26 protein-coding genes and 1 pseudogene are annotated in these 26,894 nt (G+C 68.2%); 19 read left to right on the top strand and 8 right to left on the bottom strand.

Annotated elements, in window-relative coordinates; all coding sequences use genetic code 11:
• Positions 1 to 27: 27 nt before the first annotated feature.
• The 8 genes from K3U94_RS09995 (at position 28) to K3U94_RS10030 (ending at position 6,394) form a co-directional block, all read left to right on the top strand.
• On the top strand, positions 28 to 321 hold the full coding sequence (locus tag K3U94_RS09995) for a hypothetical protein (RefSeq protein ID WP_047321341.1): 294 nt from the start codon (positions 28 to 30) through the stop codon (positions 319 to 321).
• A gap of 45 nt (positions 322 to 366) precedes the next feature.
• Complete coding sequence (locus K3U94_RS10000; RefSeq protein WP_220696750.1) at positions 367 to 1,221, top strand: undecaprenyl-diphosphate phosphatase; 855 nt, start codon at positions 367 to 369, stop codon at positions 1,219 to 1,221.
• The gene (locus K3U94_RS10005) at positions 1,218 to 1,904 is read left to right on the top strand and encodes a histidine phosphatase family protein (protein WP_220696358.1); all 687 of its coding nucleotides are present in this window, start codon (positions 1,218 to 1,220) and stop codon (positions 1,902 to 1,904) included. Before K3U94_RS10000 ends, K3U94_RS10005 begins: the two co-directional genes overlap by 4 nt.
• A gap of 61 nt (positions 1,905 to 1,965) precedes the next feature.
• Positions 1,966 to 2,559, top strand: a complete 594-nt coding sequence (locus K3U94_RS10010; RefSeq protein ID WP_220696359.1) for an Rv2134c family protein — start codon at positions 1,966 to 1,968, stop codon at positions 2,557 to 2,559.
• Entirely contained in the window at positions 2,543 to 3,370 is an 828-nt protein-coding gene (locus K3U94_RS10015; protein ID WP_220696360.1) for an Rv2133c family protein, read from the top strand. The genes K3U94_RS10010 and K3U94_RS10015 overlap by 17 nt, the downstream gene beginning before the upstream one ends.
• 70 nt (positions 3,371 to 3,440) lie before the next feature.
• Positions 3,441 to 4,226 carry a 3'(2'),5'-bisphosphate nucleotidase CysQ gene (locus K3U94_RS10020; protein ID WP_220696361.1) on the top strand — a complete coding sequence of 262 codons (786 nt, stop codon included), beginning with the start codon at positions 3,441 to 3,443 and terminating at the stop codon, positions 4,224 to 4,226.
• A gap of 24 nt (positions 4,227 to 4,250) precedes the next feature.
• Positions 4,251 to 5,486 carry a cysteine--1-D-myo-inosityl 2-amino-2-deoxy-alpha-D-glucopyranoside ligase gene (gene mshC / locus K3U94_RS10025; protein WP_220696362.1) on the top strand — a complete coding sequence of 412 codons (1,236 nt, stop codon included), beginning with the start codon at positions 4,251 to 4,253 and terminating at the stop codon, positions 5,484 to 5,486.
• Positions 5,487 to 5,515: 29 nt separating this feature from the next.
• Positions 5,516 to 6,394: an SDR family oxidoreductase gene (locus K3U94_RS10030; protein WP_220696363.1), complete on the top strand. Its 879-nt coding sequence runs from the start codon at positions 5,516 to 5,518 to the stop codon at positions 6,392 to 6,394.
• Between the two features lie 19 nt (positions 6,395 to 6,413).
• On the opposite strand, the gene K3U94_RS10035 is transcribed toward K3U94_RS10030, so the two are convergent.
• Positions 6,414 to 7,280: a PAC2 family protein gene (locus K3U94_RS10035; protein WP_220696364.1), complete on the bottom strand. Its 867-nt coding sequence runs from the start codon at positions 7,278 to 7,280 to the stop codon at positions 6,414 to 6,416.
• Positions 7,281 to 7,481: 201 nt separating this feature from the next.
• Between K3U94_RS10035 and metH the strand changes: the two genes are divergently transcribed.
• The 5 genes from metH to K3U94_RS10060 all read left to right on the top strand — a co-directional run bounded on the left by metH (position 7,482) and on the right by K3U94_RS10060 (position 13,716).
• Positions 7,482 to 11,222 (top strand): methionine synthase, encoded by a 3,741-nt coding sequence (gene metH / locus K3U94_RS10040; RefSeq protein WP_220696365.1) that lies wholly within the window; start codon positions 7,482 to 7,484, stop codon positions 11,220 to 11,222.
• 6 nt (positions 11,223 to 11,228) lie between these two features.
• Positions 11,229 to 11,939 carry an HAD family hydrolase gene (locus K3U94_RS10045; RefSeq protein WP_220696366.1) on the top strand — a complete coding sequence of 237 codons (711 nt, stop codon included), beginning with the start codon at positions 11,229 to 11,231 and terminating at the stop codon, positions 11,937 to 11,939.
• 79 nt (positions 11,940 to 12,018) lie between these two features.
• Complete coding sequence (locus tag K3U94_RS10050) at positions 12,019 to 12,300, top strand: phosphoribosyl-ATP diphosphatase (protein WP_046284100.1); 282 nt, start codon at positions 12,019 to 12,021, stop codon at positions 12,298 to 12,300.
• A gap of 2 nt (positions 12,301 to 12,302) precedes the next feature.
• Positions 12,303 to 13,163 (top strand): ATP phosphoribosyltransferase, encoded by an 861-nt coding sequence (gene hisG, locus K3U94_RS10055; protein WP_220696367.1) that lies wholly within the window; start codon positions 12,303 to 12,305, stop codon positions 13,161 to 13,163.
• A 70-nt stretch (positions 13,164 to 13,233) separates the two neighbouring features.
• The gene (locus K3U94_RS10060) at positions 13,234 to 13,716 is read left to right on the top strand and encodes a DUF4126 family protein (RefSeq protein WP_047321368.1); all 483 of its coding nucleotides are present in this window, start codon (positions 13,234 to 13,236) and stop codon (positions 13,714 to 13,716) included.
• 5 nt (positions 13,717 to 13,721) lie between these two features.
• On the opposite strand, the gene K3U94_RS10065 is transcribed toward K3U94_RS10060, so the two are convergent.
• Both K3U94_RS10065 and K3U94_RS10070 read right to left on the bottom strand, forming a co-directional pair.
• A complete protein-coding gene (locus K3U94_RS10065; RefSeq protein WP_220696368.1) occupies positions 13,722 to 14,507 on the bottom strand; it encodes a thioesterase family protein in 786 nt (261 codons plus the stop codon).
• On the bottom strand, positions 14,504 to 15,316 hold the full coding sequence (locus K3U94_RS10070) for a RecB family exonuclease (RefSeq protein WP_220696369.1): 813 nt from the start codon (positions 15,314 to 15,316) through the stop codon (positions 14,504 to 14,506). Before K3U94_RS10070 ends, K3U94_RS10065 begins: the two co-directional genes overlap by 4 nt.
• Before the next feature lie 65 nt (positions 15,317 to 15,381).
• Between K3U94_RS10070 and K3U94_RS10075 the strand changes: the two genes are divergently transcribed.
• Entirely contained in the window at positions 15,382 to 16,218 is an 837-nt protein-coding gene (locus tag K3U94_RS10075; RefSeq protein WP_220696370.1) for a tRNA (adenine-N1)-methyltransferase, read from the top strand.
• 3 nt (positions 16,219 to 16,221) lie between these two features.
• Here the strand turns inward: K3U94_RS10075 and K3U94_RS10080 are convergent, their stop codons facing one another.
• The 4 genes from K3U94_RS10080 to K3U94_RS10095 all read right to left on the bottom strand — a co-directional run bounded on the left by K3U94_RS10080 (position 16,222) and on the right by K3U94_RS10095 (position 19,338).
• A complete protein-coding gene (locus K3U94_RS10080) occupies positions 16,222 to 17,928 on the bottom strand; it encodes a hypothetical protein (protein WP_220696371.1) in 1,707 nt (568 codons plus the stop codon).
• A gap of 73 nt (positions 17,929 to 18,001) precedes the next feature.
• Positions 18,002 to 18,295: a DUF503 domain-containing protein gene (locus K3U94_RS10085; protein ID WP_047321353.1), complete on the bottom strand. Its 294-nt coding sequence runs from the start codon at positions 18,293 to 18,295 to the stop codon at positions 18,002 to 18,004.
• Positions 18,296 to 18,297: 2 nt separating this feature from the next.
• A complete protein-coding gene (gene lppK, locus K3U94_RS10090) occupies positions 18,298 to 18,831 on the bottom strand; it encodes a lipoprotein LppK (RefSeq protein WP_220696372.1) in 534 nt (177 codons plus the stop codon).
• A 12-nt stretch (positions 18,832 to 18,843) separates the two neighbouring features.
• Positions 18,844 to 19,338: an MTB12 family secreted protein gene (locus tag K3U94_RS10095; protein WP_220696373.1), complete on the bottom strand. Its 495-nt coding sequence runs from the start codon at positions 19,336 to 19,338 to the stop codon at positions 18,844 to 18,846.
• A 165-nt stretch (positions 19,339 to 19,503) separates the two neighbouring features.
• On the opposite strand from K3U94_RS10095, the gene arc reads away from it, so the two are divergent.
• Positions 19,504 to 21,327 carry a proteasome ATPase gene (gene arc / locus K3U94_RS10100; RefSeq protein ID WP_047321370.1) on the top strand — a complete coding sequence of 608 codons (1,824 nt, stop codon included), beginning with the start codon at positions 19,504 to 19,506 and terminating at the stop codon, positions 21,325 to 21,327.
• 139 nt (positions 21,328 to 21,466) lie between these two features.
• Here arc and K3U94_RS10105 read toward each other — a convergent pair whose 3' ends face one another.
• Positions 21,467 to 21,889: a hypothetical protein gene (locus tag K3U94_RS10105; protein ID WP_220696374.1), complete on the bottom strand. Its 423-nt coding sequence runs from the start codon at positions 21,887 to 21,889 to the stop codon at positions 21,467 to 21,469.
• Between the two features lie 83 nt (positions 21,890 to 21,972).
• On the opposite strand from K3U94_RS10105, the gene K3U94_RS10110 reads away from it, so the two are divergent.
• The 4 genes and pseudogenes from K3U94_RS10110 (at position 21,973) to dop (ending at position 26,875) form a co-directional block, all read left to right on the top strand.
• Positions 21,973 to 22,644 (top strand): TetR/AcrR family transcriptional regulator, encoded by a 672-nt coding sequence (locus tag K3U94_RS10110; RefSeq protein ID WP_230987532.1) that lies wholly within the window; start codon positions 21,973 to 21,975, stop codon positions 22,642 to 22,644.
• 90 nt (positions 22,645 to 22,734) lie between these two features.
• A complete protein-coding gene (locus tag K3U94_RS10115; protein WP_220696375.1) occupies positions 22,735 to 24,672 on the top strand; it encodes a hypothetical protein in 1,938 nt (645 codons plus the stop codon).
• Between the two features lie 2 nt (positions 24,673 to 24,674).
• Positions 24,675 to 25,337: pseudogene (locus tag K3U94_RS10120) on the top strand (DUF2293 domain-containing protein); the annotation flags it as partial.
• Between the two features lie 29 nt (positions 25,338 to 25,366).
• Positions 25,367 to 26,875, top strand: a complete 1,509-nt coding sequence (dop, locus tag K3U94_RS10125) for a depupylase/deamidase Dop (RefSeq protein WP_220696377.1) — start codon at positions 25,367 to 25,369, stop codon at positions 26,873 to 26,875.
• The last annotated feature ends 19 nt before the right edge of the window (positions 26,876 to 26,894 follow it).

Here is a 26,894-nt window from a genome sequence, read left to right on the forward strand (position 1 = left end):
AGTTCGCTTAGGTGTAACCTCGCGGCCATGACTGTGGTCGATGACTGGCAGCTGGCGTGTTCGGAGTTCCGCATCGAGGAGATCTGGACCGGGGCCTTCGCCAGTGGTTTCGGCGAGGTCGGTGACGGCCGTAGTTTCTCGTTCCACACCGAGCAGCAGAAGCTCGTGGTCGACATCTATCGGCCCCGGCTGGCCGGCCCGGTCCCGCACGACGAGGACGTGGTCGCCACCGCGAGCCGGCATCTGTTCGAGATCGATGTCGCCGACGAGCGGAGCCTGGCCGCCGCGGTGCGCGACGTGGTATCCGGTCTGACCCGCTGACACCAGCCCGGTACGGTCATCGTCGTGTCGGTAGTCGAGACGGTGATGTCGTGGCCGCAAGTGGTTGTCCTGGCGATTGTCCAGGGCCTCACCGAATTTCTGCCGGTTTCGTCGTCGGGACACCTGGCGTTGGTCTCACGGCTGTTCTTCGCCGGTGACGCCGGCGCTTCCTTCACGGCGGTGACCCAACTCGGCACCGAGGTCGCCGTGCTGGTCTACTTCGCCAGGGACATCGCGCGCATCGGCACGGCCTGGCTCTCGGGGGTGGCGTCGGCGCTGGCCAAGACCCGGTTGCCCGCCGACCGCGAGACCGACTACCGGATGGGCTGGTACGTCATCATCGGCACCATCCCGATCTGTGTGCTGGGCCTGCTGTTCAAAGACCTGATCCGGTCCGGGGTCCGCAACCTGTGGGTGGTGGCCACCGCATTGGTGGTGTTCTCGGTGGTGATCGCCGCAGCCGAGTACTTCGGCCGCCAGGCCCGCCATGCCAAGGAACTGACGTGGCGCGACGCCGTGCTGGTGGGTTCGGCGCAGACACTTGCGCTGGTGCCGGGGGTGTCACGGTCCGGCGCCACCATCAGTGCCGGGCTGTTCGCCGGCCTGGACCGGGAATTGGCCGCCCGCTTCGGTTTCCTGCTGGCGATTCCCGCGGTGTTCGCCTCCGGGCTGTTCTCGCTGCCTGACGCGTTTCACCCCGAAGGGGCCGGCATGAGCGCCAGCGGTCCGCAACTGCTGGTCGCCACCCTGATCGCGTTCGCGGTGGGCTGGGCGGCCGTCGCCTGGTTCCTCAAGTTCCTGGTGTCACACAGCATGTACTGGTTTGTCGGGTACCGGGTGGTCGTCGGGACGACGATCCTGGTCCTGCTGGCCACCGGCGTGTTGGCGGCCTCGCCATGACCGTCATCCTGCTGCGGCATGGCCGGTCCACCTCGAACACCTCCGGGGTGCTGGCCGGCCGCACCGAAGGCGTCGAACTCGACGACCTGGGCCGTGAGCAGGCCACGCAGCTCGTCGGCCGGCTCGACGGCCTGCCGATCAAGGCGTTGGTGCGCTCACCGCTGCTGCGCTGCCGACGCACCGTCGAACCGCTGGCCGCAGCGCTGGGGCTGGAGCCGCTCGTCGACGACCGGCTCGCCGAAGTCGACTACGGGGCCTGGACCGGGCGCAAGCTCAGCGAGCTGACCGCCGAGCCGCTGTGGCGGGTGGTGCAGGCGCAGCCCAGCGCGGCGATCTTCCCCGAGGGCGAAGGGCTGGCGCAGGTGCAGGCCCGCGCCGTCACCGCGGTCCGCGATCACGACCGGCAGCTGGCCGAACAGCACGGCGCCGACGTGCTGTGGGTGGCCTGCACCCACGGCGACGTCATCAAGGCCGTCATCGCCGACGCGCTCGGCGTGCACCTGGACGGCTTCCAACGGATCACCGCCGACCCGGCATCGGCGAGCGTGATCCGCTACACGCCGTTGCGCCCGTTCGTGATCCACCTCAACCACACCGGAGCGTCGTTGGCCGCCGCGGTGCAGAGTTCGCCGGCCGGCACCGTCGGTGAAAGCGACGCCGTAGTCGGCGGGTCCACCACCTAGGTCCACCTCGCCGAAGCCAGATACCGTCGGCCGCCTCAACTGCCGGTATTTTGGAGATGCCATGTCCCGAGCAATTCACGTCTTCCGCACCCCCGACCGCTTCGTGGCCGGGACCGTCGGCCAGCCCGGCAATCGCACCTTCTATCTGCAGGCGGTCCACGACGAGCGGGTGGTCTCGGTGGTGCTGGAAAAGCAGCAGGTCGCAGTGCTGTCCGAACGGATCGGTGCGCTGCTGCTGGAGGTCAACCGCCGATTCGGCACCCCGGTGCCGCCCGAACCCACCGAGATCGACGACCTGGACCCGCTGGTCACACCGGTGGACGCGGAGTTCCGGGTCGGCACCATGGGGTTGGGCTGGGATTCCGAAGCGCAGACGGTGGTGGTTGAGCTGCTCGCGGTCAGTGACGCCGAATTCGACGCATCGGTGGTGCTCGACGACACCGACGAAGGGCCGGACGCGGTGCGGGTGTTCCTCACCCCGGAGTCCGCGCGCCAGTTCGCCACCCGCTCCAACCGGGTCATCTCGGCGGGCCGCCCGCCGTGTCCGCTGTGCGACGAGCCGCTGGACCCCTCCGGTCACATGTGTGTGCGCACCAACGGCTATCGAAGGGGCGCATTCGGGCCCGACGATGAGCCCGATGACGCCGACATCTGACGACCGGGAGGCGTTGCACTCCGGGGAACTGGAGATCCTGGGCCGCATCCGCTCGGCCAGCAACGCCACGTTTCTGTGCCAGGCGACGCTGGGGGAGCACCGCGTGCACTGCGTCTACAAGCCGGTCGCCGGCGAACAGCCGCTCTGGGACTTCCCCGACGGCACCCTGGCCGGCCGCGAACTCGGCGCGCACCTGATCTCGGCCGAATTGGGCTGGAACCTGGTTCCCTACACCATCATTCGGGAGGGACCGGCGGGTCCGGGCATGGTGCAGCGCTGGGTGGATCAACCCGAAGACGACGACGAAGCCGAGGACGCGTCGCCGCCGCCCGGCCTGGTCGACGTGGTGCCCGGCGACCACGTTCCGGCGGGCTACCTGCCGGTGTTGCAGGCCTATGGCCACACCGGCGACCCGGTCACCTTGGTGCACGCCGACGACCTGCGGCTGCGCCGCCTCGCCGTCTTCGACGTGGTGATCAACAACGCCGACCGCAAGGGCGGGCACATCCTGTGCGGCACCGACGGCCGCGTCTACGGCGTTGACCACGGCGTGAGCCTGCACACCCAAGACAAGTTGCGCACCGTGCTGTGGGGGTGGGCGGGCAAACCGGTGGCCGACCTGGACGACGAGGCGTTGCCGGCGCTGTCGCGGCTGCTGGTGGCGCTGGACGGCCCGCTGGCGGTAACCCTGCAACCGCACCTGACCGCCGACGAGATCGCGGCACTGCGCCGGCGGGTGACCGACCTGCTGGACCACCCGGTGATGCCCGGCCCGAACCGTCATCGCCCGATACCCTGGCCGGCGTTCTGAACAAGGGGTGGCCGCCCGCTAGCCGCACTCGCGAATCCGGCCCCGCCCGCCGTCGGGGATACTGCCAGACGTGACGCTGACCGACGCGGCGCTGGCCGCCGAACTGGCAGTCGAGGCCGGAAAGCTCTTGCTGGCGGTGCGTGACGAGGTGGGCTTCGCCCAGCCGTGGCACCTGGGCGACACCGGCGACGGCCGCGCGAACCAGCTGATCATCCGCCGACTGCGCGACGCACGCCCGTCAGACGCGGTGCTCAGCGAGGAATCACCGGACAACCTGGCCCGGCTGCGGGCAGACCGGGTCTGGATCGTCGACCCGCTGGACGGCACCCGGGAGTTCACCACGCCGGGACGCGACGACTGGGCGGTGCACATCGCGCTGTGGCAGCGGGGCGGAGCCGACGGCTTTGGCGCCATCACCGACGCCGCGGTGTCCCTGCCGGCCTACGACAACAGAAGCAACGTCGTCTTCCGCACCGACACGGTCGCCCGGCCCGCCCCGCCGACCGGGCCGCCGGACACCATTCGGGTCGCGGTCAGCGCCTCCCGGATGCCCGCGGTGGTACGGCTCATCCGCGAGGTGTTGCCGGTGGAGCCGGTGCTGATGGGTTCGGCGGGCGCCAAGGCGATGGCCGTGGTGCGCGGCGACGTGGACGCCTACCTGCACGCCGGCGGGCAGTGGGAGTGGGATTCGGCTGCCCCGGCCGGGGTGGTGCTGGCGGCGGGGCTGCACGCGTCCCGAATCGACGGGTCGCCGTTGCGCTACAACCGCCCCGACCCCTACCTGCCCGACCTGCTGATGTGCCGGCCCGATGTGGCGCCGATCCTGCTGGACGCGATGCGGCGAACGGTGCTGTAGAGGCGGGGCTTTACAGTCGTGGACATGCAATCGTGGTCCGCGCCGACCGTTCCGGTCCTGCCCGGGCGCGGCCCGGCGCTGCGCCTCTATGACACCGCCGACCGGCAGGTGCGCCCGGTGTCGCCGGGCCCGACGGCCAGCATGTACGTCTGCGGCATCACGCCCTACGACGCCACGCACCTGGGCCACGCCGCCACCTATCTGGTGTTCGACCTGATTCACCGGATCTGGCTCGACGCCGGCCATCAGGTGAACTACGTGCAGAACGTCACCGACGTCGACGACCCGCTGCTTGAGCGCGCCGAGCGAGACGGGGTGCAGTGGCAGGCGCTGGCGGCCAGTCAGGTCGAGCTGTTCGGCGCCGACATGACCGCGTTGCGGGTGCTGCCGCCGCGGGACTACGTGGCGGCCACCGAGGCCATAGCAGAGGTGGTCGAGCTCGTCGAGAAGATGCTGGCCGCCGGGTCGGCCTACATCGTCGACGCCGACTATCCCGACATCTACTTCCGCGCCGACGCCACCGAGCAGTTCGGCTACGAATCCGGGTTCGACCGCGCCACCATGCTGGAACTGTTCGCCGAGCGCGGCGGCGACCCGGATCGGGCCGGCAAGGCCGATCCGCTCGACGCCCTGCTGTGGCGCGCCGCCCGCCCGGGTGAGCCCAGTTGGCCGGCGCCGTTCGGGACGGGCCGGCCGGGTTGGCATGTCGAGTGCGCCGCGATCGCGCTGAGCCGGATCGGCTCGGGTCTCGACATCCAGGGCGGCGGCTCCGATCTGGTCTTCCCGCACCACGAGTTCTCCGCCGCACACGCCGAATCCCTCACGGGGGAGCGCCGTTTCGCTCGGCACTACGTGCACGCCGGGATGATCGGCTGGGACGGCCACAAGATGTCCAAGAGTCGCGGCAACCTGGTGCTGGTGTCGAAGTTGCGCGCCCAGGGAACCGAGCCGGCCGCGATCCGGCTGGGCCTGCTGGCCGAGCACTACCGCAGCGACCGGTTCTGGGACGACGCGACCCTCGCGGCGGCCGAGGCGAGGCTGGACCGCTGGCGGGCCGCGACGGCGCTACCGGCCGGACCGGCTGCCGACGACGTCATCGCCCGGGTCCGTCGCTATCTCGCCGATGACCTGGACACCGTCAAGGCGCTGGCCGCGTTGGACGGCTGGACGACCGACGCGCTGGAGTACGGCGGTCACGACACGAGCGCACCGCGGCTGGTGGCCACCGCGGTCGATGCGCTGCTGGGAGTGGCGCTGTAGGCCACCCACGGCGGGGGTAGGTTGAGCGCATGTCTTCGATTCACTCCCAAGTCGTTTTCATCACCGGTGGCGCGCACGGTATCGGCGAGCAGCTGGCCCGCCGGCTGCACTCCCAGGGCGCCTCGGTGGTGGTGACCGACCTGGATGCGGCCGCCCTCAACAAGCTGGCCGATGACCTCGGTGACCGGGTGCTGACCGCCGTCGCCGACGTGCGGGATCTGGCCGCAATGCAGTCGGTGGTCGCGCAGGCCGAGCAGCGGTTCGGCGGCATCGACACCGTCGTCGCCAACGCCGGCATCGCCAGCTACGGGTCGGTGCTGAACGTGGACCCCGAGACGTTCAAGCGGGTGATCGACGTCGACGTGATGGGGGTGTTCAACACCGTGCGGGCCGCGCTGCCGGCGGTCATCGAGCGTCGCGGCTATGTGCTGGTGGTGTCCTCGCTGGCGGCGTTCAGTCCGCTGGCCGGGATGGCCTCCTACGACGTGGCCAAGGCCGGGGTTGAGCACTTCGCCAGTGCGCTGCGCCAGGAGGTCGCCTACCAGGGCGTGGAGGTCGGCTCGGCGCACATGGCCTGGATCGACACTCCCTTGGTTCGCGACACCAAGGCCGACCTGGGGGCCTTCGGCGAGATGCTGGCCAAGCTGCCGTGGCCGCTGAACAAGACCACCTCGGTCGACAAATGTGTCGACGCCTTCGTCGCCGGCATCGAGGGCCGCCGTCGCCGCGTCTACTGCCCCGGCTGGGTGGGGGTGTTCCGCTGGCTCAAGCCGGTGCTGACGCTGCGGCCGGTGGAAGGCCCGTTCATCAAGGGAGCCGCCACCATCGTCCCGAAGATGGACGCCGAAGTCGCCGCGCTGGGCCGTTCCACCAGTGCCTACAACGAGGCCCGGGAAAAAGAAAAGTAGCCCGCGTGAGCCCGGCGGCTCAGCGCCGCCGGCGCCGCAGGTAGCGCTCGAACTCGGCGGCCAGCGCGTCGCCGTCGATCTTGTTCAGTGCCTCGGTCATGTCGACCTCGGCGTCGCCGCGTTCCTCCAAGGAGGCCACGTAGTCGGCGATTTCGTCGTCCTCGCTGGCCATCTCGCTGACCGCCAGCTCCCACTCCTCGGCTTGGGCCGGCAGGTCGCCCAGCGGAACCTCGATGTCCAGGGCGTCCTCGACGCGGCGCAGCAGGGCGACCGTTGCCTTGGGGTTGGGTGGCTGCGAGACGTAGTGCGGCACCGCCGCCCAGAAGGTGACCGCCGGAATCCCGGCCGCCACGCAGGCGTCCTGGAACACCCCGGTGATTCCGGTCGGGCCCTCGTAGCGGGTCTCGGTCAACCCGAAGCGGGTGGCCGACTCCGCCGAGTACGCCGCCCCCGACACCGGCACCGGGCGGGTGTGGGGGGTGTCGGCCAGCAGTGCGCCCAGGATCACCACCGTGTCGACGTCGAGTTGTTCGATCACCGCCAGCAGCTCGGCGCAGAACGACCGCCAGCGCATGTTCGGCTCGACTCCATGCATCAGCACGATGTCGCGGTCGCTGCCCGGCGGGCGGCAGTGCGAAATGTGCATCGACGGCCAGACCAGCTCCCGGGTGACGCCGTCGAGCTGGCGGATCACCGGCCGATTCACCTGGTAGTCGTAGTAGGCCTCGTCGTCGATCTCGACGATCAGCCGGGCCTCCCAGATGTTGTTGAGATGCTGCACGGCGTCGCTGGCCGCGTCGCCGGCATCATTCCAGCCCTCGAACGCGGCCACGACGATGGTGTCGTGCAGTTCGGGAAGGGCAGCGCCGTCATCCGGTCGGGTCACAAGGCCAGGGTAAGGCCTGCACAAAGATCACGGGTCCCACAGACCGGCTGAGTCGGCTTGTTCGTCGGGGCATTCAACCCGACGCTGGGCGACCACGTAGACTTTTCCCCGTCGAGAGGCGTTGCAACGGTTCGCCGGTCCCGCCGGTAACCGCCACGCTCGGCAGAGTTAAGGACGCCTTCCGCCACGGAAGGAGCCCGCATGACCGCCCCCGAGGCCGAAATCTTCGCGCCCAACATCCGGCCTGACTGCACCGACGAGCTGACGGCTGCTCTGAGCCGGCGAATCATGGTGATCGACGGCGCGATGGGCACGGCGATTCAGCGGGACCGCCCGGACGAGGCCGGCTACCGCGGCGACCGGTTCACCGAGTGGCCGACCGCGCTGCAGGGCAACAACGACCTGCTCACCCTGACGCAACCACAGATCATCGAAGGCATCCACCGCGAGTACCTCGAGGCGGGCGCCGACATCCTGGAGACCAACACGTTCAACGCGAACGCGGTCTCGCTCGCCGACTACGACATGGCGGACTTCAGCTATGAGCTGAACTATGCCGGTGCCGCCCTGGCCCGCAAGGCGGCAGACGAATACCGCACTGCCGAGAAGCCTCGCTACGTGGCCGGTACGCTCGGGCCGACGACGCGGACGGCGTCGATCTCACCGGACGTCAACGACCCCGGTGCCCGCAACGTCTCCTACGACCAGCTGGTCGCCGCCTACCTCGAAGCCGCCAACGGCCTGGTCGACGGTGGCGCGGACATCCTCCTCATCGAGACGATCTTCGACTCGCTGAACGCCAAGGCAGCGGTGTTCGCCGTCGAGACGCTGTTCGAGGAACGCGGACGACGCTGGCCGGTCATCATCTCCGGCACCATCACCGATGCCTCCGGGCGTACGTTGTCGGGTCAGGTCACCGAGGCGTTCTGGAACTCGATCCGGCACGCGAAGCCGATCGCGGTGGGCCTCAACTGCGCCTTGGGCGCGCCGGAGATGCGGCCGTACATCGCCGAGATGGCGCGGATCGCGGACACCTACATCTCCTGCTACCCGAACGCCGGCCTGCCCAACGCATTCGGCGAGTACGACGAGTCGCCGGAGGCTCAGGCCTCCTACATCGCGGACTTCGCCGACGCGGGCCTGGTCAACATGGTCGGGGGTTGCTGTGGAACGGCGCCGGCGCACATCGCCGAGATCGCCAAGGTCGTAGAGGGCAAGCCGCCGCGCGAGCTGCCCACCATCGAGGTGGCCACCCGCCTGTCGGGTCTGGAACCGCTCAACATCACCGACGACTCCCTGTTCGTGAATATCGGTGAGCGCACCAACATCACCGGCTCCGCCCGGTTCCGCAACCTGATCAAGGCCGAGGACTACGACACCGCGCTGTCGGTCGCGCTGCAGCAGGTCGAGGTCGGTGCGCAGGTCATCGACATCAACATGGACGAAGGCATGATCGACGGCGTCGCCGCGATGGACCGGTTCACCAAACTGATTGCGTCCGAGCCGGACATCAGCCGCGTGCCGGTGATGATCGACTCGTCCAAATGGGAGGTCATCGAAGCGGGCCTGAAGAACGTGCAGGGCAAACCGATCGTCAACTCGATCTCCATGAAGGAGGGCGAGGAGAAGTTCATCCGCGAGGCCCGGCTGTGCCGCAAGTACGGCGCCGCCGTGGTCGTGATGGCCTTCGACGAGCAGGGGCAGGCCGACAACCTGGAGCGCCGCAAGGAGATCTGCGGACGCGCCTACCGGATCCTGACCGAGCAGGTCGGGTTCCCGGCCGAGGACATCATCTTCGACCCGAACTGCTTCGCGCTGGCGACTGGCATCGAGGAGCACGCGACCTACGGGATCGACTTCATCGAGGCCTGCGCCTGGATCAAGGAGAACCTTCCCGGGGTGCACATCTCCGGCGGCATCTCGAACGTGTCGTTCTCGTTCCGGGGCAACAACCCGGTCCGCGAGGCGATCCACGCGGTGTTCCTGTTCCACGCCATCAAGGCCGGCCTGGACATGGGCATTGTCAACGCCGGGGCGTTGGTGCCCTATGACTCGATCGACGCCGAGTTGCGGGACCGCATCGAGGACGTCGTGCTGAACCGGCGCCCCGATGCCGCCGAGCGGCTGCTGGAGATCGCCGAACGGTTCAACTCCGCGGAGAAGGCTGAAGATACCGCTGCGGCCGAATGGCGCAGCCTCCCGGTTCGCGAGCGGATCACGCACGCCCTGGTCAAGGGCATCGACGCCGACGTAGAGACCGACACCGAGGAGCTGCGGGCCGAGATCGCCGCCGCGGGCGGTCGCCCGATCGAGGTGATCGAGGGCCCGCTGATGGACGGTATGAACGTGGTCGGCGACCTCTTCGGCGCGGGCAAGATGTTCCTGCCCCAGGTGGTGAAGTCGGCCCGGGTGATGAAGAAGGCCGTGGCGTACCTGCTGCCGTATATCGAGGCGGAGAAGCAGCCCGGTGAAGCCGAGCACACCAACGGCACGATCGTGATGGCGACCGTGAAGGGCGACGTCCACGACATCGGCAAGAACATCGTCGGGGTCGTGCTGCAGTGCAACAACTACACCGTCGTCGACCTCGGTGTGATGGTGCCTGCCGAGAAGATCCTGGCTGCGGCCAAGGAATACAACGCCGACATCGTCGGCCTCTCCGGCCTGATCACCCCGTCGCTGGAGGAGATGGCGGGCTTCGCCGCCGAGATGGAGCGTGAAGGCCTGGAGATCCCCCTGCTGATCGGCGGCGCGACCACTTCGCGTGCCCACACGGCCGTGAAGATTGCGCCGCGTCGCAGCGGTCCGGTGGTCTGGGTCAAAGATGCCTCGCGTTCCGTTCCGGTCGCGGCCGCGCTGCTCGACGACAGGCAGCGGCCGGCGCTGCTGGAGTCGACCGCGGCCGACTACGCGTCCCTGCGGGAACGGCACGCTCAGAAGAACGAGCGGCCGATGGTGCCGCTGGAGAAGGCCCGCGCGAACCGGACGCCGATCGAGTGGGACGGCTACACGCCACCGGTACCCGCCCAGGGTCTCGGCGTACGGGAGTTTCTTGACTACGACCTCGCTGAGTTGCGCGAGTTCATCGACTGGCAGCCGTTTTTCAACGCCTGGGAGATGAAGGGGCGCTTCCCCGACATCCTCAACAACCCGGCTTCGGGCGAGGCTGCCCGCAAGCTGTACAACGACGCGCAGCAGATGCTCGACACCCTGATCGAGGAGAAGTGGCTGACGGCCAACGCGGTGATCGGGTTCTTCCCGGCGAACGCGGTCGGCGACGACGTCGAGGTCTACACCGACGAGACCCGTACCGAGGTGCTGACGATGTTCCACAACCTGCGCCAGCAGGGCGAGCACCGGGCCGGCATCCCGAACCGGTCGCTGGGCGACTACATCGCCCCCAAAGAGACGGGTCTGGCGGACTATATCGGCGCCTTTGCCGTCACGGCGGGCCTCGGTAGCGGCGAGAAGATCGCGGAGTTCAAGGCAGACCTCGACGACTACAGCGCGATCCTGCTGGAGTCGGTCGCCGACCGGCTGGCGGAGGCCTTCGCCGAACGGATGCATCAGCGGGTTCGCAAGGAGTTCTGGGGATTCCAGCCCGATGAGCAGTTGGACAACGATGCGCTGATCGCCGAGAAGTATCAGGGCATCCGTCCTGCCCCGGGCTACCCGGCCTGCCCGGAGCACACCGAGAAGGCGACGATCTGGAAGTTGATGGACGTCCACGAGCGGACCCGCATCGAGCTGACTGAGTCGATGGCGATGTGGCCCGGTGCCGCCGTCAGCGGCTTGTACTTCTCGCACCCGCAGTCGCAGTACTTCGTGATCGGCCGGTTAGCCCAGGACCAGGTCGCCGACTACGCGAAGCGCAAGGGCTGGACCCTGGCCGAAGCTGAGCGCTGGCTCGCCTCCAACCTCGGCTACAACCCGGAGGACTGAGCTCAGTTGGCGGTGTTACGCGCGGTGTTGTGCGACATGGACGGCACCCTGGTCGACTCCGAGAAGCTGTGGGACGTCGCGATGGACGCCCTCTACGACCGCCTCGGCGGGGTGCTGACTCCGGAGGTCCGGGCGTCAACGGTCGGCGGCTGCGCGGAGAACACCATGCGGATCGTCTACGACGACCTGGGGCTGCCGCTCGATCCGGCGGCCATGGCGGCCTCGGCGCGCTGGCTGCACGACTACACCGGTGAGCTGTTCGACGCGGGCCTGCCCTGGTGCGACGGCGCCCGGGAGCTGCTCGACGAGCTGGCCGCCGCGGCGATGCCGACGGCCCTGGTGACCAACACCCCGCGGATGCTGGCCGAGCGGGCGCTGGGCAGCATTGGCCGGCACTATTTCGCAGCCGTGGTCTGCGGTGACGAGGTGCCCTCGGGCAAACCGGCGCCGGATCCCTACCTGCGTGCCGCCAAGCTGCTGAACCTGGATCCGCGCCGGTGTCTGGCCGTGGAGGACTCGCCGACGGGTGCGGCTGCGGCCGAGGCGGCCGGTTGCGCGGTGCTGGTGGTGCCCAATGCGGTGCCGGTGCCGGCCGGCGCCCGGCGCCACCACGTGCAGTCCCTGACCGGGCTGGGGCTGAGTGACCTGCACGAAATCTGCGCCCAGCTGGCCCCGTCCTCCGGCGAGCGTGCGCGTCTGCACGCCGACACGCCGTAAAACCTGTACATCTGTGCACGCTCGCGGCGGTAGCCGAACACTCGCGGAGCGAAACTGCCGTGACCGCCCCTGACCGGACATGAAACAATCGCTGCTCGTGAAGACCTTCGAGGAGCTGTTCGCCGAGCTCGGTGAGCGTGCCGCGACCCGGCCGGCCGGCAGCGGCACCGTGGCGGCGCTGGATGCCGGTGTGCACACGATCGGCAAGAAGATCCTGGAGGAGGCCGGCGAGGTGTGGCTGGCCGCCGAACACCAGTCCGACGAGGACCTGGCCGAGGAGATCAGCCAGCTGATGTATTGGACCCAGGTGCTGATGATCTCGCGCGGGCTGACGCTGTCCGACGTCTACGGGAAGCTGTGAGCATGTTGCGTGTCGCCGTCCCCAACAAGGGGGCGCTCAGTGAGGCTGCCGCGGCGATGCTGTCGGAGGCCGGCTACCGCAGCCGTACCGACGCCAAGGACCTGACGGTCATCGATCCGGCCAACAAGGTCGAGTTCTTCTTCCTGCGGCCCAAGGACATCGCCATCTACGTCGGGTCGGGGGAACTCGACTTCGGGATCACCGGACGGGATCTGGCGGCCGAGTCCGGGGCGCCGGTGGCCGAGCGGTTGGCGCTGGGTTTCGGCTCTTCGCGGTTCCGCTACGCCGCTCCGGCCGGGCGGGACTGGGTCGCCGCGGACCTCGCCGGCAAGCGGATCGCGACCGCCTACCCGAATCTGGTCCGCAAGGATCTGGCCGGCAAGGGAATCGAGGCCACCGTCATCCGGCTCGACGGGGCGGTGGAGATCTCGATCCAGCTGGGGGTGGCCGACGCGATCGCCGACGTGGTGGGTTCCGGGCGCACCCTGCGCCAGCACGGACTGGTGGCTTTCGGTGAGTCGCTCTGCGATTCGGAAGCGGTGTTGATCGAGGGCGCGGAGGCCAATGGTCGTAGCGCGCAGACCGCCAGCGCCCGCGACCAATTGGCCGCCCGGGTGCAGGGCGTGGTGTTCGGGCAGCAGTATCTGATGCTGGACTACGACTGCCCGCGAGCGGTGCTCGACCAGGCCACCGCGATCACCCCGGGTCTGGAGTCACCGACTATCGCCCCGCTCGCCGACCCGGACTGGGCGGCGGTACGCGCGCTGGTGCCGCGACGCGAGGTCAACGCCATCATGGACGAGTTGGCCGCGATCGGGGCCAAGGCGATCCTCGCCTCGGACATCAGATTCTGCCGATTTTGAACAGTCCCGGTAGCTGAGGCGTTGCCGTGTTAGCGTCCGGTGGTCGACTCGACTGGCCCGGGAGGTAGTGGTGACGCATTTCATCGTGCTGGTGCTCGCGCTGTTCATCGGCGCCGTTGCCGGACTGCGCGCGTTCACCGCGCCGGCCGTGATGGCCTGGGCCGCAGCCCTGCAGTGGATCAACTTGGACGGGACGTGGGCCGAGTGGCTGAGCCATCCGGCGACCGTCACCGTCCTGACGGCACTGGCGGTTGGTGAGTTCATCACCGACCAACTGCCCAGCACGCCGGCGCGCACCGTGCCGATGCAGTTCGCCGCGCGGATCGTGCTGGGCGGGTTCGCGGGCGCGGTGCTCGGCACGGCCTGGAACTACACCTGGACTGCGCTCGGCGCGGGCATCATCGGTGCGGTGATCGGCACCCTGGTCGGTTTCGGGATCCGGCAGCGCCTGGTCGCCGCCAACGGCGGCCACGATCTGCCGATCGCGTTGATGGAGGACAGCATCGCGGTGCTGGGCGGACTCGCGATCGCCGCGTTGACCGCGGTGGTCTGATCCGGTCAGCGCCGCTGCACCAGTAGTGCCTGCGCTGACGTTCCGAAGAATCCGTCGTGGTCAAACAGCTCCGCGCTGGTGACGCCCACGCCGTCCGGCCCGATCGAGGCGCGGGCGCGCAGGCCGAAGTCCGCTCCGGTCGGCAGCCGGTGCAGGTGCACGACGGTGTCGGTGTTCATGAACATGTACTCGTTGACGTCCAGCGCGGCGCCGACACCGTTCGCGGAGTCCACCACCATCGCCAGCCGCTGCAGGGCGGTGGTCGGCTCACTGTCCACCAGGTGCACCCGCGGACTCAACCATGCGACCGCCGTGCCGTCGGGTGCGTCCGGTTGGACACGCCAGCGCACCGACTGGGCATACCCGCTGGCCTGGGCGAACCACTCCGGCGGCGGCAACGACGGCCCGCTGGTCAGTGGCGCGTGCCGGTCGGAGGCCACCGCGGTGCTGTCGGAGGTGGCCAGCGCCCACGCGCTCAGCCGTGCCACTGGCCGGTCGTCGTCGCAGGTGAGCATCTCGGCTTCCAGCAGGGCGATCCGCCGGCCCGGCCGCTGGACTCGGGCCGCAACCCGCACCGGGGCCACCGGTATCGCCCCCAGGATGTCCAGGCTCAGTCGGGCGATCCGCTGACCCGATCCGTCGAGCAGCCGCTCGATCTCGCGGGTGAGCAGCGCCAGCGGAGGAGACCCGTGCTGCAGTTGGCCCCAGTTGCTGCGGGTCAGGTCAGTGGATTCGTAGACCACGTCATCGGGGCCGGAACCGCCCGCGCGTCGGTAGTAGCTGCCGGTCATGCCGCGCTGTCGGCCGGCCAGCCGGGGTAGGGCGGCGGGGTCCCCCCGAACGCCGGGCACAGTGCGCGGTGCGCGCACCAGTCACACAAGCGTGACGGCTGGGGACGGAAATCTCCTGTGGCACCGGCATTTTGGATGGCCTGCCAGATCGCGATCAGGATCTTCTCGAACCGCAGCAGCTCGGCGTGCTCGGGAGAGTAGTCCAGCAGCTGCCCGTCGGCCAGATAGATCAGCCGCAACCGTGCGGGCAGCACACCGCGGGACCGCAGCAGCGCCACCGCATAGAACTTCATCTGGAACAGTGCCTTCGATTCGGCGGCCTCGGACAGCCGCCCGGTGGCCGACGGAGCCCGGCCGGTCTTGTAGTCGACCACCCGCAACGCTCCGGTCGCGGAGACGTCGATGCGGTCGACGAAGCCTCGCAGCAGGGTGCCGTCGGTCAGCTCGACCTCGACCCGCTGCTCACAGCTCTGCGGATCGAACCGGCGGGGGTCCTCCAGCCGGTAGTAGCCGGCCAGCAGTCTGCGTGCCTCGGCCATGAGCTGCTCGGCGTCCAGCCCGGCGCCCAAGCCCGGGGAGGCGCTGATCAGGTGCTCCCAGGCCGGGGTCACCAGCTCCCGGGCGGTCGCGGGATCGCGCTGTGATGCGGGCAGCGCGTAGAGCCGCTCCAGTGCGCCGTGCACCACCGAGCCGCGCAGTTGCGCTGCCGAAGGTGGTTCCGGGAGCCGGTCAATGGCCCGGAATCGGTACAGCAGCGGGCACTGTTTGAAGTCGGCCGCCCGCGACGGGGATAACGCAGGCTTGCTCATACTTGCGAACCCTACGGGCATGCACCGACAACCCTTCGCGAACACGCTGCGTAGGGTGGACGGCTGTGTCCGAATCCGGGATTTTTCAGGCGGGCGATCGGGCCCAGTTCACCGACGCCAAGGGGCGCCGCTACACCACGGTGCTGGTCCCCGGCGGTGACTTCCACACCCACCGCGGGGCCATTCCGCACGACGAGGTGATCGGGCTGCCCGACGGCAGCGTGGTCAAGTCCGCCAACGGCGACCCGTTCCTGGTGCTGCGGCCGCTGCTGGTCGACTACGTGATGTCGATGCCGCGCGGTGCGCAGGTGATCTATCCCAAGGACTCCGCGCAGATCATCCACGAGGGCGACATCTTCCCCGGCGCCCGGGTGCTCGAAGCCGGGGCGGGGTCGGGAGCCCTGACGCTGTCGCTGCTGCGGGCGGTCGGGCCGGAGGGCAAGGTGATCTCCTACGAGTTGCGCGACGACCACGCCGTGCACGCCCGCGCCAACGTCGAGACCTTCCTCGGCCACCAGCCGGACAACTGGCGGCTGGTGATGGGCGACGTGGCCGACTGCGACCTGCCCGACGCGTCGATCGACCGGGTGGTGCTGGACATGCTGGCGCCCTGGGAGGTGCTGGAAGCCGTGTCGCGGGTGCTGATCCCCGGTGGGGTGCTGGTGATTTACGTGGCTACCGTCACCCAGTTGTCCCAGGTGAACGAGGCGCTGCGCGAGCAGCAGTGCTGGACCGAGCCGCGGTCCTGGGAGACGATGCAGCGCGGCTGGAACGTGGTCGGCTTGGCGGTTCGCCCCCAGCACGCGATGCGCGGCCACACCGCATTCCTGGTCTGCGCCCGCCGGCTGGCGCCGGACACCGTCACCCCGACTCGGCTGGGACGCAAACGAGGACGCCCGTAGCGGTCAGGACGTCGTCGTCAGCAACGTAGACACCACGTCCGCCTCGGTGCGCGTTTGCAGGGCGCGCACCAGCGCCGGCTGCGACCGAACAAGATGTCCGACAAAGGCATAGGCGTCGTCGGAGTCGAGCAGGTAGGCCGCGGCGCGGATCAGCTTGCCGGTTTCCTGCAGTTGCTGGTGTCCGGTCAGGCCGGCGTAGGCCGGTAGTCCGATATTGAGCACCGTCGGGTCGTACTTGATCGGGTCGCCCGGCCCTGGCCGTCCCATCGGCTGGTACTCGACTTTGTACTTGTCCAGCATCGCCTTATAGCAGCGGCTCAGCGCGGCGAGGTAATTCGCGTCGGCGACCAGGTCGGCTCCGACGAAGCCGACGACGACGCTGGGAGTCGCGATCACATTGGTCGCCACGTTCCCCGCGATCGACGTGTCGGTCACGCTGCAGCTCACCGGCAGGTCGAAGTTGCCGCCGGGCTCGTTGACCGTCAGGTCCAGCACGGTGTCCGTCGCGGTGTAGCCCACGCTCACTCGCCGCACCGCCGTCACCGGGTTCTGGCCGTTGTACCCGTCTACCGGAAGCGTCACTTGCACGGTGCCGGAACCCGATACGGCAATTCCGCGGATGCTCCAGCTGGCGCGGGGCGTGCGGTACCGCGTCCAGTTCAACCGAATCCGAGCGGTCTCGGACACCGAGTACAGCACGTACTCGTAGCGGTCGTCAGCGATGCAGCATGCCGGGATGGTCGCGCAGGCACGGCGGACCGCGGGGTCGGAGACCAGCGTTCCCCGCGACACCTCCCGCCGAGTGGTCTCGGTCACCTTGGCCTCGAGTTGCGCGCCGTAGTCGTCATCGATCGGGAGGACGGTGGCCCCGTGCCGGACAGACCAGTACGACTGCACACGGACGTCGTTGACCCAGGCGCGCTGCCGCACCTGCCGGCCGCTGACCGTCGAATCGCTCCAGTCGCAGATCTCGCAGTTGCCGTCCAGCGGTTCCCGCCGCCAGCCGTCTGCCTCGGGATCGGTCAGGATTTCCACCAACTCGTGGCCCAACGTCGACATCGTCAGTTCGATGTCCTCGGTTGCCGGGTCGAAGTAGCGCACCCAGCCCGCCCAGTACCGATCCGTATCGAACGGGAAATCGAACGTGTAGTCCGTCGAGTGCGCACCGGCAACGGCGCCACCGGTCACCGTAAATCCCTGGGGCATCAGGACAATGAAGGCGATCCGCGGGCCGTCGTCGGGATCGGGGAACACACCGTCGTCGATGCAGTCCTCGATCAATTCCAGCACCCGCCGCATCGTCACAGTGGAATCCACCGCACCCGACGGCGGACCGGGGGAGATCACGGTGAGCGAGCCCCGCCAGGTCGGGGCGCCGGCGATGTAATACTGCCCCAGCTCACTGAAATAGCGGCTCGCCAAAAGGGACTGGGTGCGGGATTCGATCAGACCGCGCTGAGCCGAACCCGCGCCGTTCCACCAGGCTCCCCAGAACACCAGCTGCACCGGCGTCTGCGCGCCGCCGAGCACGCCGTGGTGATAGGCCACCGCGGACCCGTCGTGGGAGTTGTCGGCGAAGACCAGTGCTGGCACTTTCGGGCGCGACCACGCCCCGCTACACGAGTGATCGTCACGCTGATAGGTGATGATCGGTATGGAATCCGGTATCTCGTCAACGACGCTGACGATCAGCCGTTGCTCGATGGGCATTCTCGGAGTATGCGCCGGTCGCCAGCGGTTTGCTGCGGGTTCGCTGTGCCGATTTCGACGGGATTTTGCGGTCTCAGTCGTCGCTGCGATTCAGCCCCCGGCGCACCGACAGCAGTTCGATCTCCGGCCGGGCGGCCACCAAGCGTTCCGCCGCGTCCAGGATCGCCACCAGGTGCCCGCGGTCGCCCGACACCGCGGACACTCCGATTCCGCTGCGCCGGTGCAGATCCGGCGACCCCGTCTCGGCGGCCGACACATCGAACTTGCGCCGCAACTCCGCGACGATCGGGCGCACCACCGAGCGCTTTTGCTTGAGCGAGTGCACCTCACCGAGCAGCAGGTCGAATTCGAGCCAGCCGATCCACATGGTCAGGGCGGCGGTGGCGCCGGCTGTGTGCTGCCGGCCTGGGCGTTGCCGAATGCCAGCAGGCTCTTGGCGGTGGCCTGCGACAGCTGCCAGTCGCCGTGATTCGGCGTGAACTCCATCGGGAAGGCGAACGTGCCGGCGGCGGGGTTGGCCGTGTTGACCGTGACGTCAGCGGTGACGTTGCCCGGGTAGCGGTCCGACCAGCCGAGATCGGCGGCCTCGAGGTTCAGCGGCAGATATCCGCCGTCCCTGAGGGCGGTCGCGAACTTGTCGATGGTTGCCGCGTCGGCGGGTTTGGCTCCCTCGACGAGGGGCAGCTTGTCTGCGCCGGGAACCTCGGGGTCCGACAGCCGGTACAGGACATCGGTCAACGCCTCGGGCGCCGGCAAGGCCGACGACGGCGCCTGGACAGGCACCGTCGTCGACGTCACCGGAATCTCGGCCACCGGCTCCGCCGGCTGGTGGCCCGCGCAGCCCGACATCACCAGCACCGCCGCCGCGAGGACGGCGGGCCAGCCGATGCGGTGGCTACACATACGGGTCTGCGATCAGCTCGACGTCAGCTGCGACAGCGACAACAGCGAAGCCCGGGAGAGCTTCCAGCCACCCTGGTCGACGAAGGTGAGATTCACCGAGTGCGGCTCCAACTTCGGCCCCGACGCGGTGACGTCGGCGCTGGCCGCTCCGGGGCCGGCCGGCACGACGTTGGCCACGCTGATCGACAGCGGGAGGGCGCCCTTCTTGAGGGCCTTCTGCAGCCGGTGGTCGATGGCACCGCTCTCGACCGGGCCCAGGCCGCCCTCGACGAGATCGGACTTGCCGGCGGCGGGGACACCGGGGTCGGCCAGCGTGTTGAGCACACTGGCCAGCTGCTCCGGCGCTGGTACGGCGGCGGCGGGGTCCAACGGCAGCGGCGCGAAGAACACCGTCGTCGGTGCCTCGGCGGCGGCCGGCGCCGGCGTTGCCAGGGAGCTCACAGCTATGGCTGCCGCGCCGATGGCAGCGACTGCCGCCATACCCGTGGCAAGGGATTTCATGTTCATTCGGATCCTTTCTAGGCCCTTTTGATCACCCGATTTGAGAGCGAGGCTAGCAGCGGAGCCGGTGTGTCGGATTGCCACAGAGCACGCGAATGCACAATGGCCGGTAGCGTTGAGGTATCCGTCGCTTCAACTTCCAGTTCGGGAAAGGAGCGCACCATGAGCAACATGGAAGATTCGCCGCGTCCTGAGACTTTCGACGCGTCCGGGGGGCCGGGCACGCCCGGTGATGACTTCGCCGAGTTGGAGGAACTGCGCCGCGAAGCCGCGGTGCTTCGCGCACAGCTCGAGAACACCCCGCAGGACACCGCCCGCGTCGGCCGCGATGTGCGTCAGCTCGAAGCCCACATTGACTCGCTGACCGCGCGAAACTCCAAGCTGATGGACACCCTCAAAGAGGCGCGCCAGCAGTTGCTGGCGCTGCGTGAGGAGGTCGATCGGCTCGGTCAGCCGCCGAGCGGCTACGGGGTGCTGCTGGGCAGTCACGAAGACGACACCGTCGACGTGTTCACCTCCGGCCGCCGGATGCGGCTGAACATCTCGCCCAACATCGACGTAGCTACCCTCAAGAAGGGCCAGACGGTCCGGCTCAACGAGGCGCTGACGGTGGTCGAGGCCGGCAATTTCGAGTCGGTGGGCGAAATATCCACGTTGCGTGAAATTCTGTCCGACGGGCACCGCGCGCTGGTTGTGGGCCACGCCGATGAGGAGCGCATCGTCTGGCTGGCCGAGCCGCTGGTCGCCGCGGACCTTCCCGAGAGCAACCCGGACGCGCTGTCGGATGACTGGCGTCCCCGCAAGCTGCGCCCCGGCGACTCGTTGCTGGTCGACACTAAGGCCGGCTACGCCTTCGAGCGCATCCCCAAGGCCGAGGTCGAAGACCTGGTGCTCGAGGAGGTGCCCGACGTCAGCTACGGCGACATCGGCGGCCTGACTCGCCAGATCGAGCAGATCCGCGACGCCGTGGAACTGCCGTTCCTGCACAAGGACCTCTACCGCGAATACGCGCTGCGTCCGCCCAAAGGGGTGCTGCTCTACGGTCCGCCGGGCTGCGGCAAGACGCTGATCGCCAAGGCGGTGGCCAACTCGCTGGCCAAGAAGATGGCCGAGGTGCGCGGGGACGACGCCCACGAGGCGAAGTCGTACTTCCTCAACATCAAGGGCCCCGAGCTGCTGAACAAGTTCGTCGGCGAGACCGAACGTCACATCCGGCTGATCTTCCAGCGTGCCCGCGAGAAGGCCTCCGAGGGCACCCCGGTCATCGTGTTCTTCGATGAGATGGACTCGATCTTCCGCACCCGTGGCACCGGTGTCTCCTCGGACGTGGAGACCACCGTCGTGCCCCAGCTGCTGAGTGAGATCGACGGTGTGGAGGGGCTGGAGAACGTCATCGTGATCGGCGCCTCCAACCGTGAGGACATGATCGACCCGGCGATCCTGCGGCCCGGCCGTCTCGACGTCAAGATCAAGATCGAGCGCCCGGATGCCGAAGCCGCACAAGACATCTTCTCGAAGTACTTGGTCGAGACGCTGCCGGTGCACGCCGACGACCTCGCCGAGTTCGGTGGGGACCGCGCCGCCTGCATCAAGGCGATGATCGAGAAGGTCGTCGACCGGATGTACGCCGAGATCGACGACAACCGGTTCCTGGAGGTCACCTACGCCAACGGTGACAAAGAGGTCATGTACTTCAAGGACTTCAACTCCGGGGCGATGATCCAGAACGTGGTCGACCGGGCGAAGAAGAACGCCATCAAGTCGGTTCTGGAGACCGGTCAGCCGGGCCTGCGCATCCAGCACCTGCTGGACTCGATCGTCGACGAGTTCGCCGAGAACGAGGACCTGCCCAACACCACCAACCCCGATGACTGGGCGCGGATCTCGGGCAAGAAGGGCGAGCGGATCGTCTACATCCGCACCCTGGTCACCGGCAAGTCGTCGAGCGCCAGTCGTGCTATTGATACCGAGTCCAACCTGGGCCAGTACCTGTAGCGCTAGCTCTAGTAGCGCGGCTTCTCAGCGCGGGCATCCTCCTTGCGCGAGGGTGCGTGTTTGCCCGGCGACACGCCGCGAACCACGTACAACCATGCACGCCCAAACGTCACCCCGCGCAGCACGCCGGCGCCCTCGGCTAGCCCGATTCGGCGAACTGTTCTGTTGCGACCTTGGTCGCGCCGATAACCGCATACGAACCGGTGAGACCGACCATGCTCACGGCCGCGCGCAGCGGCAGGTCACGGCGAACGAGATGGCTGACGCCGTTGATGGTGTCCAGGGAGTCCACCATCAGGGAGAGCCGCTTCCAGCGGTAGCGCTCCCGGGCGCCGCTGGTCAGATATGCCAGGCCCATCGCGAATGCCCGCGCTCCATAGATCCTGGTCATGTAGGTGAGTTCGGCCGACGGCGTGACCCCGACGAGCTTGGCGAACTGCCTCGGCGCGGCCAATGAGACCACGGCGAGGATCATCCGGCCGACTGCCATCACGCTCAATGCGCTGTTCAGATTCTCGGTCACCGGCAGGTCCGTACCGGTAGCGGTGTCAGTTGTTGCCATACGAACCTCGCTTTGCTGCTCGAATCGAACTGACTGACGGTCAGTCATGTTACCGTAACGGCGGTTCTCCGCGGCTGTCAATCGTGTCCGGCACGGTCCACGGCGGTACCGACTCGGGAAAGGACGACGCAGTGGCGCAGCAAGGATCCGGGCGGCGGCGCACCACGCTGCCGCCCGCACAACGGGAAAGCCAGTTGCTGGAGGTGGCCCGGGATTTGCTGTTGGCCGACGGACCTACCGAGCTGACGGTGGACAAGGTCACCGCCGCGGCCCAGGTCGCCAAGGGCACGTTCTACCTGTACTTCGAATCCAAAGATCACCTGCTGGCCCGGTTGTGGGCCGACTACCTCGATGCCTTCCTGGACACCGTGCAGGAGCAGCTCGCCGCCGCGCGGCCCTCGGCGCCGGGTTGGCCGGCGGTGCTCGATGCGCTGATCGAGCAGATGATCCACTACGACATGGCCAACGCGGCGCTGCACCGGGCGGTGTTCTCCCAAGCATCCGGCGACGGGCTGCGCCAATTGCGCCAAGCCGACGCCAAAGTCGTCACGCTCCTCGCCGACGTCATTGCTGCGGCGGTGGCCGCCGGAGCGGCCGCGGTGACCGATCCGCCCACCACCGCCGCGCTGTTGTACTACGCCGTCGACGGCCTGTTGAACGCCGCCTACCTAGCGGACGCCGAGCCCGACGAGGCCGCCGTCATCGCCGCGGCCAAGGAGATGGTCCGCCGCACCCTGCGTACCGCCCCAGACTGATTCGGCGAGGGTGCGCGTCTGCCCGCCGACACGCCGGTAGGGCTGTACATCCGTGCACGGCGGAGCCCGCCCGGGGCTACCCTCGACTCGATGCGGTTACGGTTTTCCCCGTCCGACGATGAGGCAGCCTTCTCGGCTGCCCGGGACACACTGCTCAGTGAGGTCGCCCGTTGGTTAGATGCCTCCGATGAAGAGCGAGCAGAGGTCGTCGGCGACATCCGGATCTTCCTGGACTGGCGCTATAACTACTCCACCGGCCTGCTCGACGAGTTCACCGACGCAGACATCGAAGAGTTCCTACTGGGGTGGTGCCCACGCAAACTATCTGTACCGCCCGGGCAGTCCGAGTGCGTCTGTCGGGCAGTGGGCGCCTACATCGAATTCATGGCCGATACCCAGCGCCTGGTCGGCGGGGTAGGCCACGCCAGAGCATTGAGCGAGCTGGCCCGCGAGCTGGCCCCGGCGATGCGTGAGGCAATGGACGACCCGGCCAACTTCGGTATGGCCAAATCGCTGTTCGCGGGTCTGGGCGATGTCTCGGAGATGTCCGATGAGCAGATGTTGGCCGCACTGCAATCCCGAGTCGAAGAGCACAATGCCCTGCCGCTCGAGCAGCGCCGGGCGGCCACGGATCGATTCTTCGAACAGGAACCCGAACCGGAACCGTACGAGTTGCCGTTCGTTCACATCCCCCCGCCGCCGGCCGACGTCGCGGCCGCGGCGGCTGCAGCGCCCCTGCCGGCGAAGGTGGCTGCGCTGCGCGAATACCTCGGTCCGGCCGGTAAACCGTTGACCGGCAGGGGCAACCTCAAGCTGGCCGACGGGCGCGCGTTGATCGAGTTGCTCGACACCGGCGACCAGATGGACCCCCGAATCGGAGACCGGACCTTTCGGACCTCGTCCACCGCGGATCTACCGCATCTGCGTTTCCTGCTTGAGGTGGCGAAGGACGCCGGCGCGGTCCGGGTGCACCAGCGTCGGCTGGTTCCGACCAAGGCCTGGGCGCGACGATCGGCGGTACAGCAGGCGACCGCTCTGATCGAGTCGGTGATACAGCTCGGTCCGTTGAGTTCGCGGGTCTACTACCGCAACGCCTTCTTCGACGACCTCGACCAGTTCTTGGACGAGGGGATCGCGCTGTGGCTTTCTCCGCTGCTCCTTCCCGATAGCGCGGCACCGTTCGCCGACCTTGTCGAGGTACCCAAGGTGATGGTCGCCCAGCAACTGACCACACCCTGGCTGTCGCCACGAGAACGCATCGATGAGCAGGTCGAGCGCAACCTGATCCGCATTTTCGAAGCCCTTGAGGTGGCAGGCGTACTGCTCTGGACCGACTGGATCGAAACAGCCGAACCGTTTGGATTTTCCTACAAGAGCGGGGGCGCCGTCGCATTGACCGCTCTGGGCCGTCACGTCCTGCCTGACTATGTCGATCGAATAGGCCTTGTCCTGCACCGCCTGGAGGATCTTTCGGAGGCTGACGCCACCGTGTTGATCGACGCCATGCTGTCGGTTCCCGACACCCAACATGAATCGGTGGTGGCGGCTTGGCAGCCGAACCTGCCCGCACTTGAGCGGGTTCGATTGCTCACCGAGGCGATCACGGCCGTGCAGACTGCCGGGGCCCGGCTGATCGGTTTCGCGGCGCTCGACATGTTCGACATCGGTCTGGTGGAACCGCTGGTTCGCCAGCTGCTGGACACCCCGGTGTCCGGCAACGCGGCGATGTGGTTGATGGCGCATGAACGTGCCGACATGGACAGTCTCGGCGGCTTCGTCGACATCGGGGCGATGGTCGACATCTTCGCCGTCAACTTGGACGACCCCGATGAGCTCTGCGACTTGTTCACCACCGGCCCCGACGCCGATCAGCCGTTCCGCTTGCTGGACGGCATGTGGCGACATCCCGCTCCCGAGACCGCACAGGTGCTCGATGTGCTGGGCGAGCACCTCACCGACCGCAAACTGGCCAAAGCCGCACGTAAGGCCGCCATGCGCCACCGCAGCTGGATGGCGAATCGCGGGTGAACCGCTCGTCGGACCTCGTGGTGATCGCAGCGCTCAGAGATTGGGCGTGTACGTCGTGTTCGGGCGCCGGCGACCTGCTGATCATGGACGATGCAGGTCCGCTGTGCCTGAACTGCGCAGACCTTGGCCATCTCGAATTTCTGCCGTCGGGCGATGCAGCGATGACCCGACGCGCGAAAAAGGCCAGCCGGCTCTCGGCGGTGGTCGTGCGCTGGAGCCGGTCCCGAAAACGCTATGAACGCCAAGGCATCCTGGCTGAACCGGAGGCGATCGAGGGTGCCGAACAGGAGTGCCTTTCCGACTCCGAGGTACGCGAACGGCGGCGGGCGCGCGACGCTCTCCGGCGTGCCGATGAAGACGAGCGTTTCGCCGCCGAATTCGCTGACGCCATCCGTAGCCAGTTCCCGGGGTGTCCCGCTGACCGGGCCGCCGCGATCGCACGTCATGCGGCGACGCGCGGCAGCGGTCGGGTGGGCCGAAGCGCCGCGGGCCGGGCGCTTGCTCCGGAGGCAGTTCGTCTGGCCGTTGCGGCCTCGGTCCGCCACACCGAGACCGATTACGACGCGATGTTGATGGCCGGCGTCGGTCGGGAAGCTGCTCGACTCCGGGTACGCGACCATGTCGAGGACGTACTTGCCAGCTGGCGCTCGCGCCACCCGCGTTAGTCCTTTTCGTCCTCGCCTAGGCTCTAGCCATGCAGCGGATCATCGGGACCGAAGTCGAATACGGCATCGCTTCGCCATCAGATCCCACCGCGAACCCGATCCTCACCTCCACCCAGGCGGTGCTGGCCTACGCCGCCGCCGCCGGAATCCCACGCGCCAAGCGCACCCGCTGGGACTACGAGGTGGAGTCCCCGCTGCGGGATGCCCGCGGCTTCGACCTGAGCCGCTCGTCCGGCCCGCCCCCGATCATCGACGCCGACGAGGTCGGTGCGGCCAACATGATCCTCACCAACGGGGCACGGCTCTACGTCGATCACGCCCACCCCGAATACTCGGCGCCCGAGGTCACCGACCCGCTGGACGCGGTCATCTGGGACAAGGCCGGTGAGCGGGTGATGGAGGCGGCCGCGCGCTACGTGGCCAGCGTTCCCGGCGCGGCGAAGCTGCAGCTGTACAAGAACAACATCGACAACAAGGGCGCCTCCTACGGCACCCACGAGAACTATCTGATGAGCCGGCAGACGCCGTTCTCGGCGATCATCGCCGGTCTGACGCCGTTTCTGGTGTCCCGGCAGGTGGTCACCGGCTCCGGGCGCGTCGGGTTGGGCGCCGCGGGCGACGAACCGGGCTTCCAGCTCTCCCAGCGCGCCGACTACATCGAGGTCGAAGTCGGCCTGGAAACCACGCTCAAGCGCGGCATCATCAACACCCGCGACGAGCCGCACGCCGACGCCGACAAGTACCGCCGGCTGCACGTCATCATCGGCGACGCCAACCTCGCCGAGACCTCGACGTATTTGAAGGTGGGCACCACCGCGCTGGTCCTCGACCTGATCGAGGAGGGTGCCGAGCACGGGATCGACCTGAGCGATCTGGTGTTGGCCCGGCCGGTGCGTGCGGTGCACGTCATCAGCCGGGACCCGACCCTGCGGGCAACTGTCGCATTGGCCGACGGTCGTGAGATGACCGGCCTTGCGCTGCAACGGATCTACCTCGAGCGGGTGGCCAAGCTGGTCGAGACCCGCGATCCGGATCCGCGCGCCACCGACATCATCGAGACCTGGGCCCGGGTGCTCGACCAGCTGGAACGGGACCCGATGGAGTGCGCCGACGTGCTGGACTGGCCGGCCAAGCTGCGTCTGCTGGAGGGGTTCCGGCAGCGGGAGAACCTGAGCTGGTCGGCGCCCCGGCTGCACCTGATCGACCTGCAGTACTCCGACGTGCGGCTGGACAAGGGCCTGTACAACCGGCTGGTCGCCCGTGGCTCGATGCGCCGCCTGATCACCGAACAGCAGGTGCTGGCCGCAGTCCACAACCCGCCGACCGACACCCGGGCCTACTTCCGTGGCGAGTGCCTGCGCCGGTTCGGAGCCGACATCGCCGCCGCGAGCTGGGACTCGGTCATCTTCGACCTGGGCGGGGACTCGCTGGTGCGGATCCCCACGCTGGAGCCCCTGCGCGGCAGTAAGGCGCACGTCGGAGCTTTGCTGGACTCGGTGGACAGCGCCGCCGAACTGGTGCAACAACTCACCACCTAGACCCCGAGCAACATCGTCG

This window comes from Mycolicibacter heraklionensis, assembly GCF_019645815.1.
In the GTDB taxonomy this organism is placed as follows: Bacteria; Actinomycetota; Actinomycetes; order Mycobacteriales; family Mycobacteriaceae; genus Mycobacterium; species Mycobacterium heraklionense.

What these genes read in the sequence shown, in the direction of transcription:
- K3U94_RS10050 (WP_046284100.1), top strand. Translation starts at nt 12,019, where the DNA reads ATGAAACAATCGCTGCTCGTGAAGACCTTCGAGGAGCTGTTCGCCGAG.
- K3U94_RS10115 (WP_220696375.1), top strand. Translation starts at nt 22,735, where the DNA reads ATGCGGTTACGGTTTTCCCCGTCCGACGATGAGGCAGCCTTCTCGGCT.
- mshC (WP_220696362.1), top strand. Translation starts at nt 4,251, where the DNA reads ATGCAATCGTGGTCCGCGCCGACCGTTCCGGTCCTGCCCGGGCGCGGC.
- hisG (WP_220696367.1), top strand. Translation starts at nt 12,303, where the DNA reads ATGTTGCGTGTCGCCGTCCCCAACAAGGGGGCGCTCAGTGAGGCTGCC.
- metH (WP_220696365.1), top strand. Translation starts at nt 7,482, where the DNA reads ATGACCGCCCCCGAGGCCGAAATCTTCGCGCCCAACATCCGGCCTGAC.
- K3U94_RS10080 (WP_220696371.1), bottom strand. Translation starts at nt 17,928, where the DNA reads ATGCCCATCGAGCAACGGCTGATCGTCAGCGTCGTTGACGAGATACCG.
- K3U94_RS10095 (WP_220696373.1), bottom strand. Translation starts at nt 19,338, where the DNA reads ATGAACATGAAATCCCTTGCCACGGGTATGGCGGCAGTCGCTGCCATC.
- dop (WP_220696377.1), top strand. Translation starts at nt 25,367, where the DNA reads ATGCAGCGGATCATCGGGACCGAAGTCGAATACGGCATCGCTTCGCCA.
- K3U94_RS10010 (WP_220696359.1), top strand. Translation starts at nt 1,966, where the DNA reads ATGTCCCGAGCAATTCACGTCTTCCGCACCCCCGACCGCTTCGTGGCC.
- K3U94_RS10000 (WP_220696750.1), top strand. Translation starts at nt 367, where the DNA reads ATGTCGTGGCCGCAAGTGGTTGTCCTGGCGATTGTCCAGGGCCTCACC.
- K3U94_RS10070 (WP_220696369.1), bottom strand. Translation starts at nt 15,316, where the DNA reads ATGAGCAAGCCTGCGTTATCCCCGTCGCGGGCGGCCGACTTCAAACAG.
- K3U94_RS10015 (WP_220696360.1), top strand. Translation starts at nt 2,543, where the DNA reads ATGACGCCGACATCTGACGACCGGGAGGCGTTGCACTCCGGGGAACTG.
- arc (WP_047321370.1), top strand. Translation starts at nt 19,504, where the DNA reads ATGGAAGATTCGCCGCGTCCTGAGACTTTCGACGCGTCCGGGGGGCCG.
- lppK (WP_220696372.1), bottom strand. Translation starts at nt 18,831, where the DNA reads ATGTGTAGCCACCGCATCGGCTGGCCCGCCGTCCTCGCGGCGGCGGTG.
- K3U94_RS09995 (WP_047321341.1), top strand. Translation starts at nt 28, where the DNA reads ATGACTGTGGTCGATGACTGGCAGCTGGCGTGTTCGGAGTTCCGCATC.
- K3U94_RS10105 (WP_220696374.1), bottom strand. Translation starts at nt 21,889, where the DNA reads ATGGCAACAACTGACACCGCTACCGGTACGGACCTGCCGGTGACCGAG.
- K3U94_RS10030 (WP_220696363.1), top strand. Translation starts at nt 5,516, where the DNA reads ATGTCTTCGATTCACTCCCAAGTCGTTTTCATCACCGGTGGCGCGCAC.
- K3U94_RS10005 (WP_220696358.1), top strand. Translation starts at nt 1,218, where the DNA reads ATGACCGTCATCCTGCTGCGGCATGGCCGGTCCACCTCGAACACCTCC.
- K3U94_RS10085 (WP_047321353.1), bottom strand. Translation starts at nt 18,295, where the DNA reads ATGTGGATCGGCTGGCTCGAATTCGACCTGCTGCTCGGTGAGGTGCAC.
- K3U94_RS10065 (WP_220696368.1), bottom strand. Translation starts at nt 14,507, where the DNA reads ATGACCGGCAGCTACTACCGACGCGCGGGCGGTTCCGGCCCCGATGAC.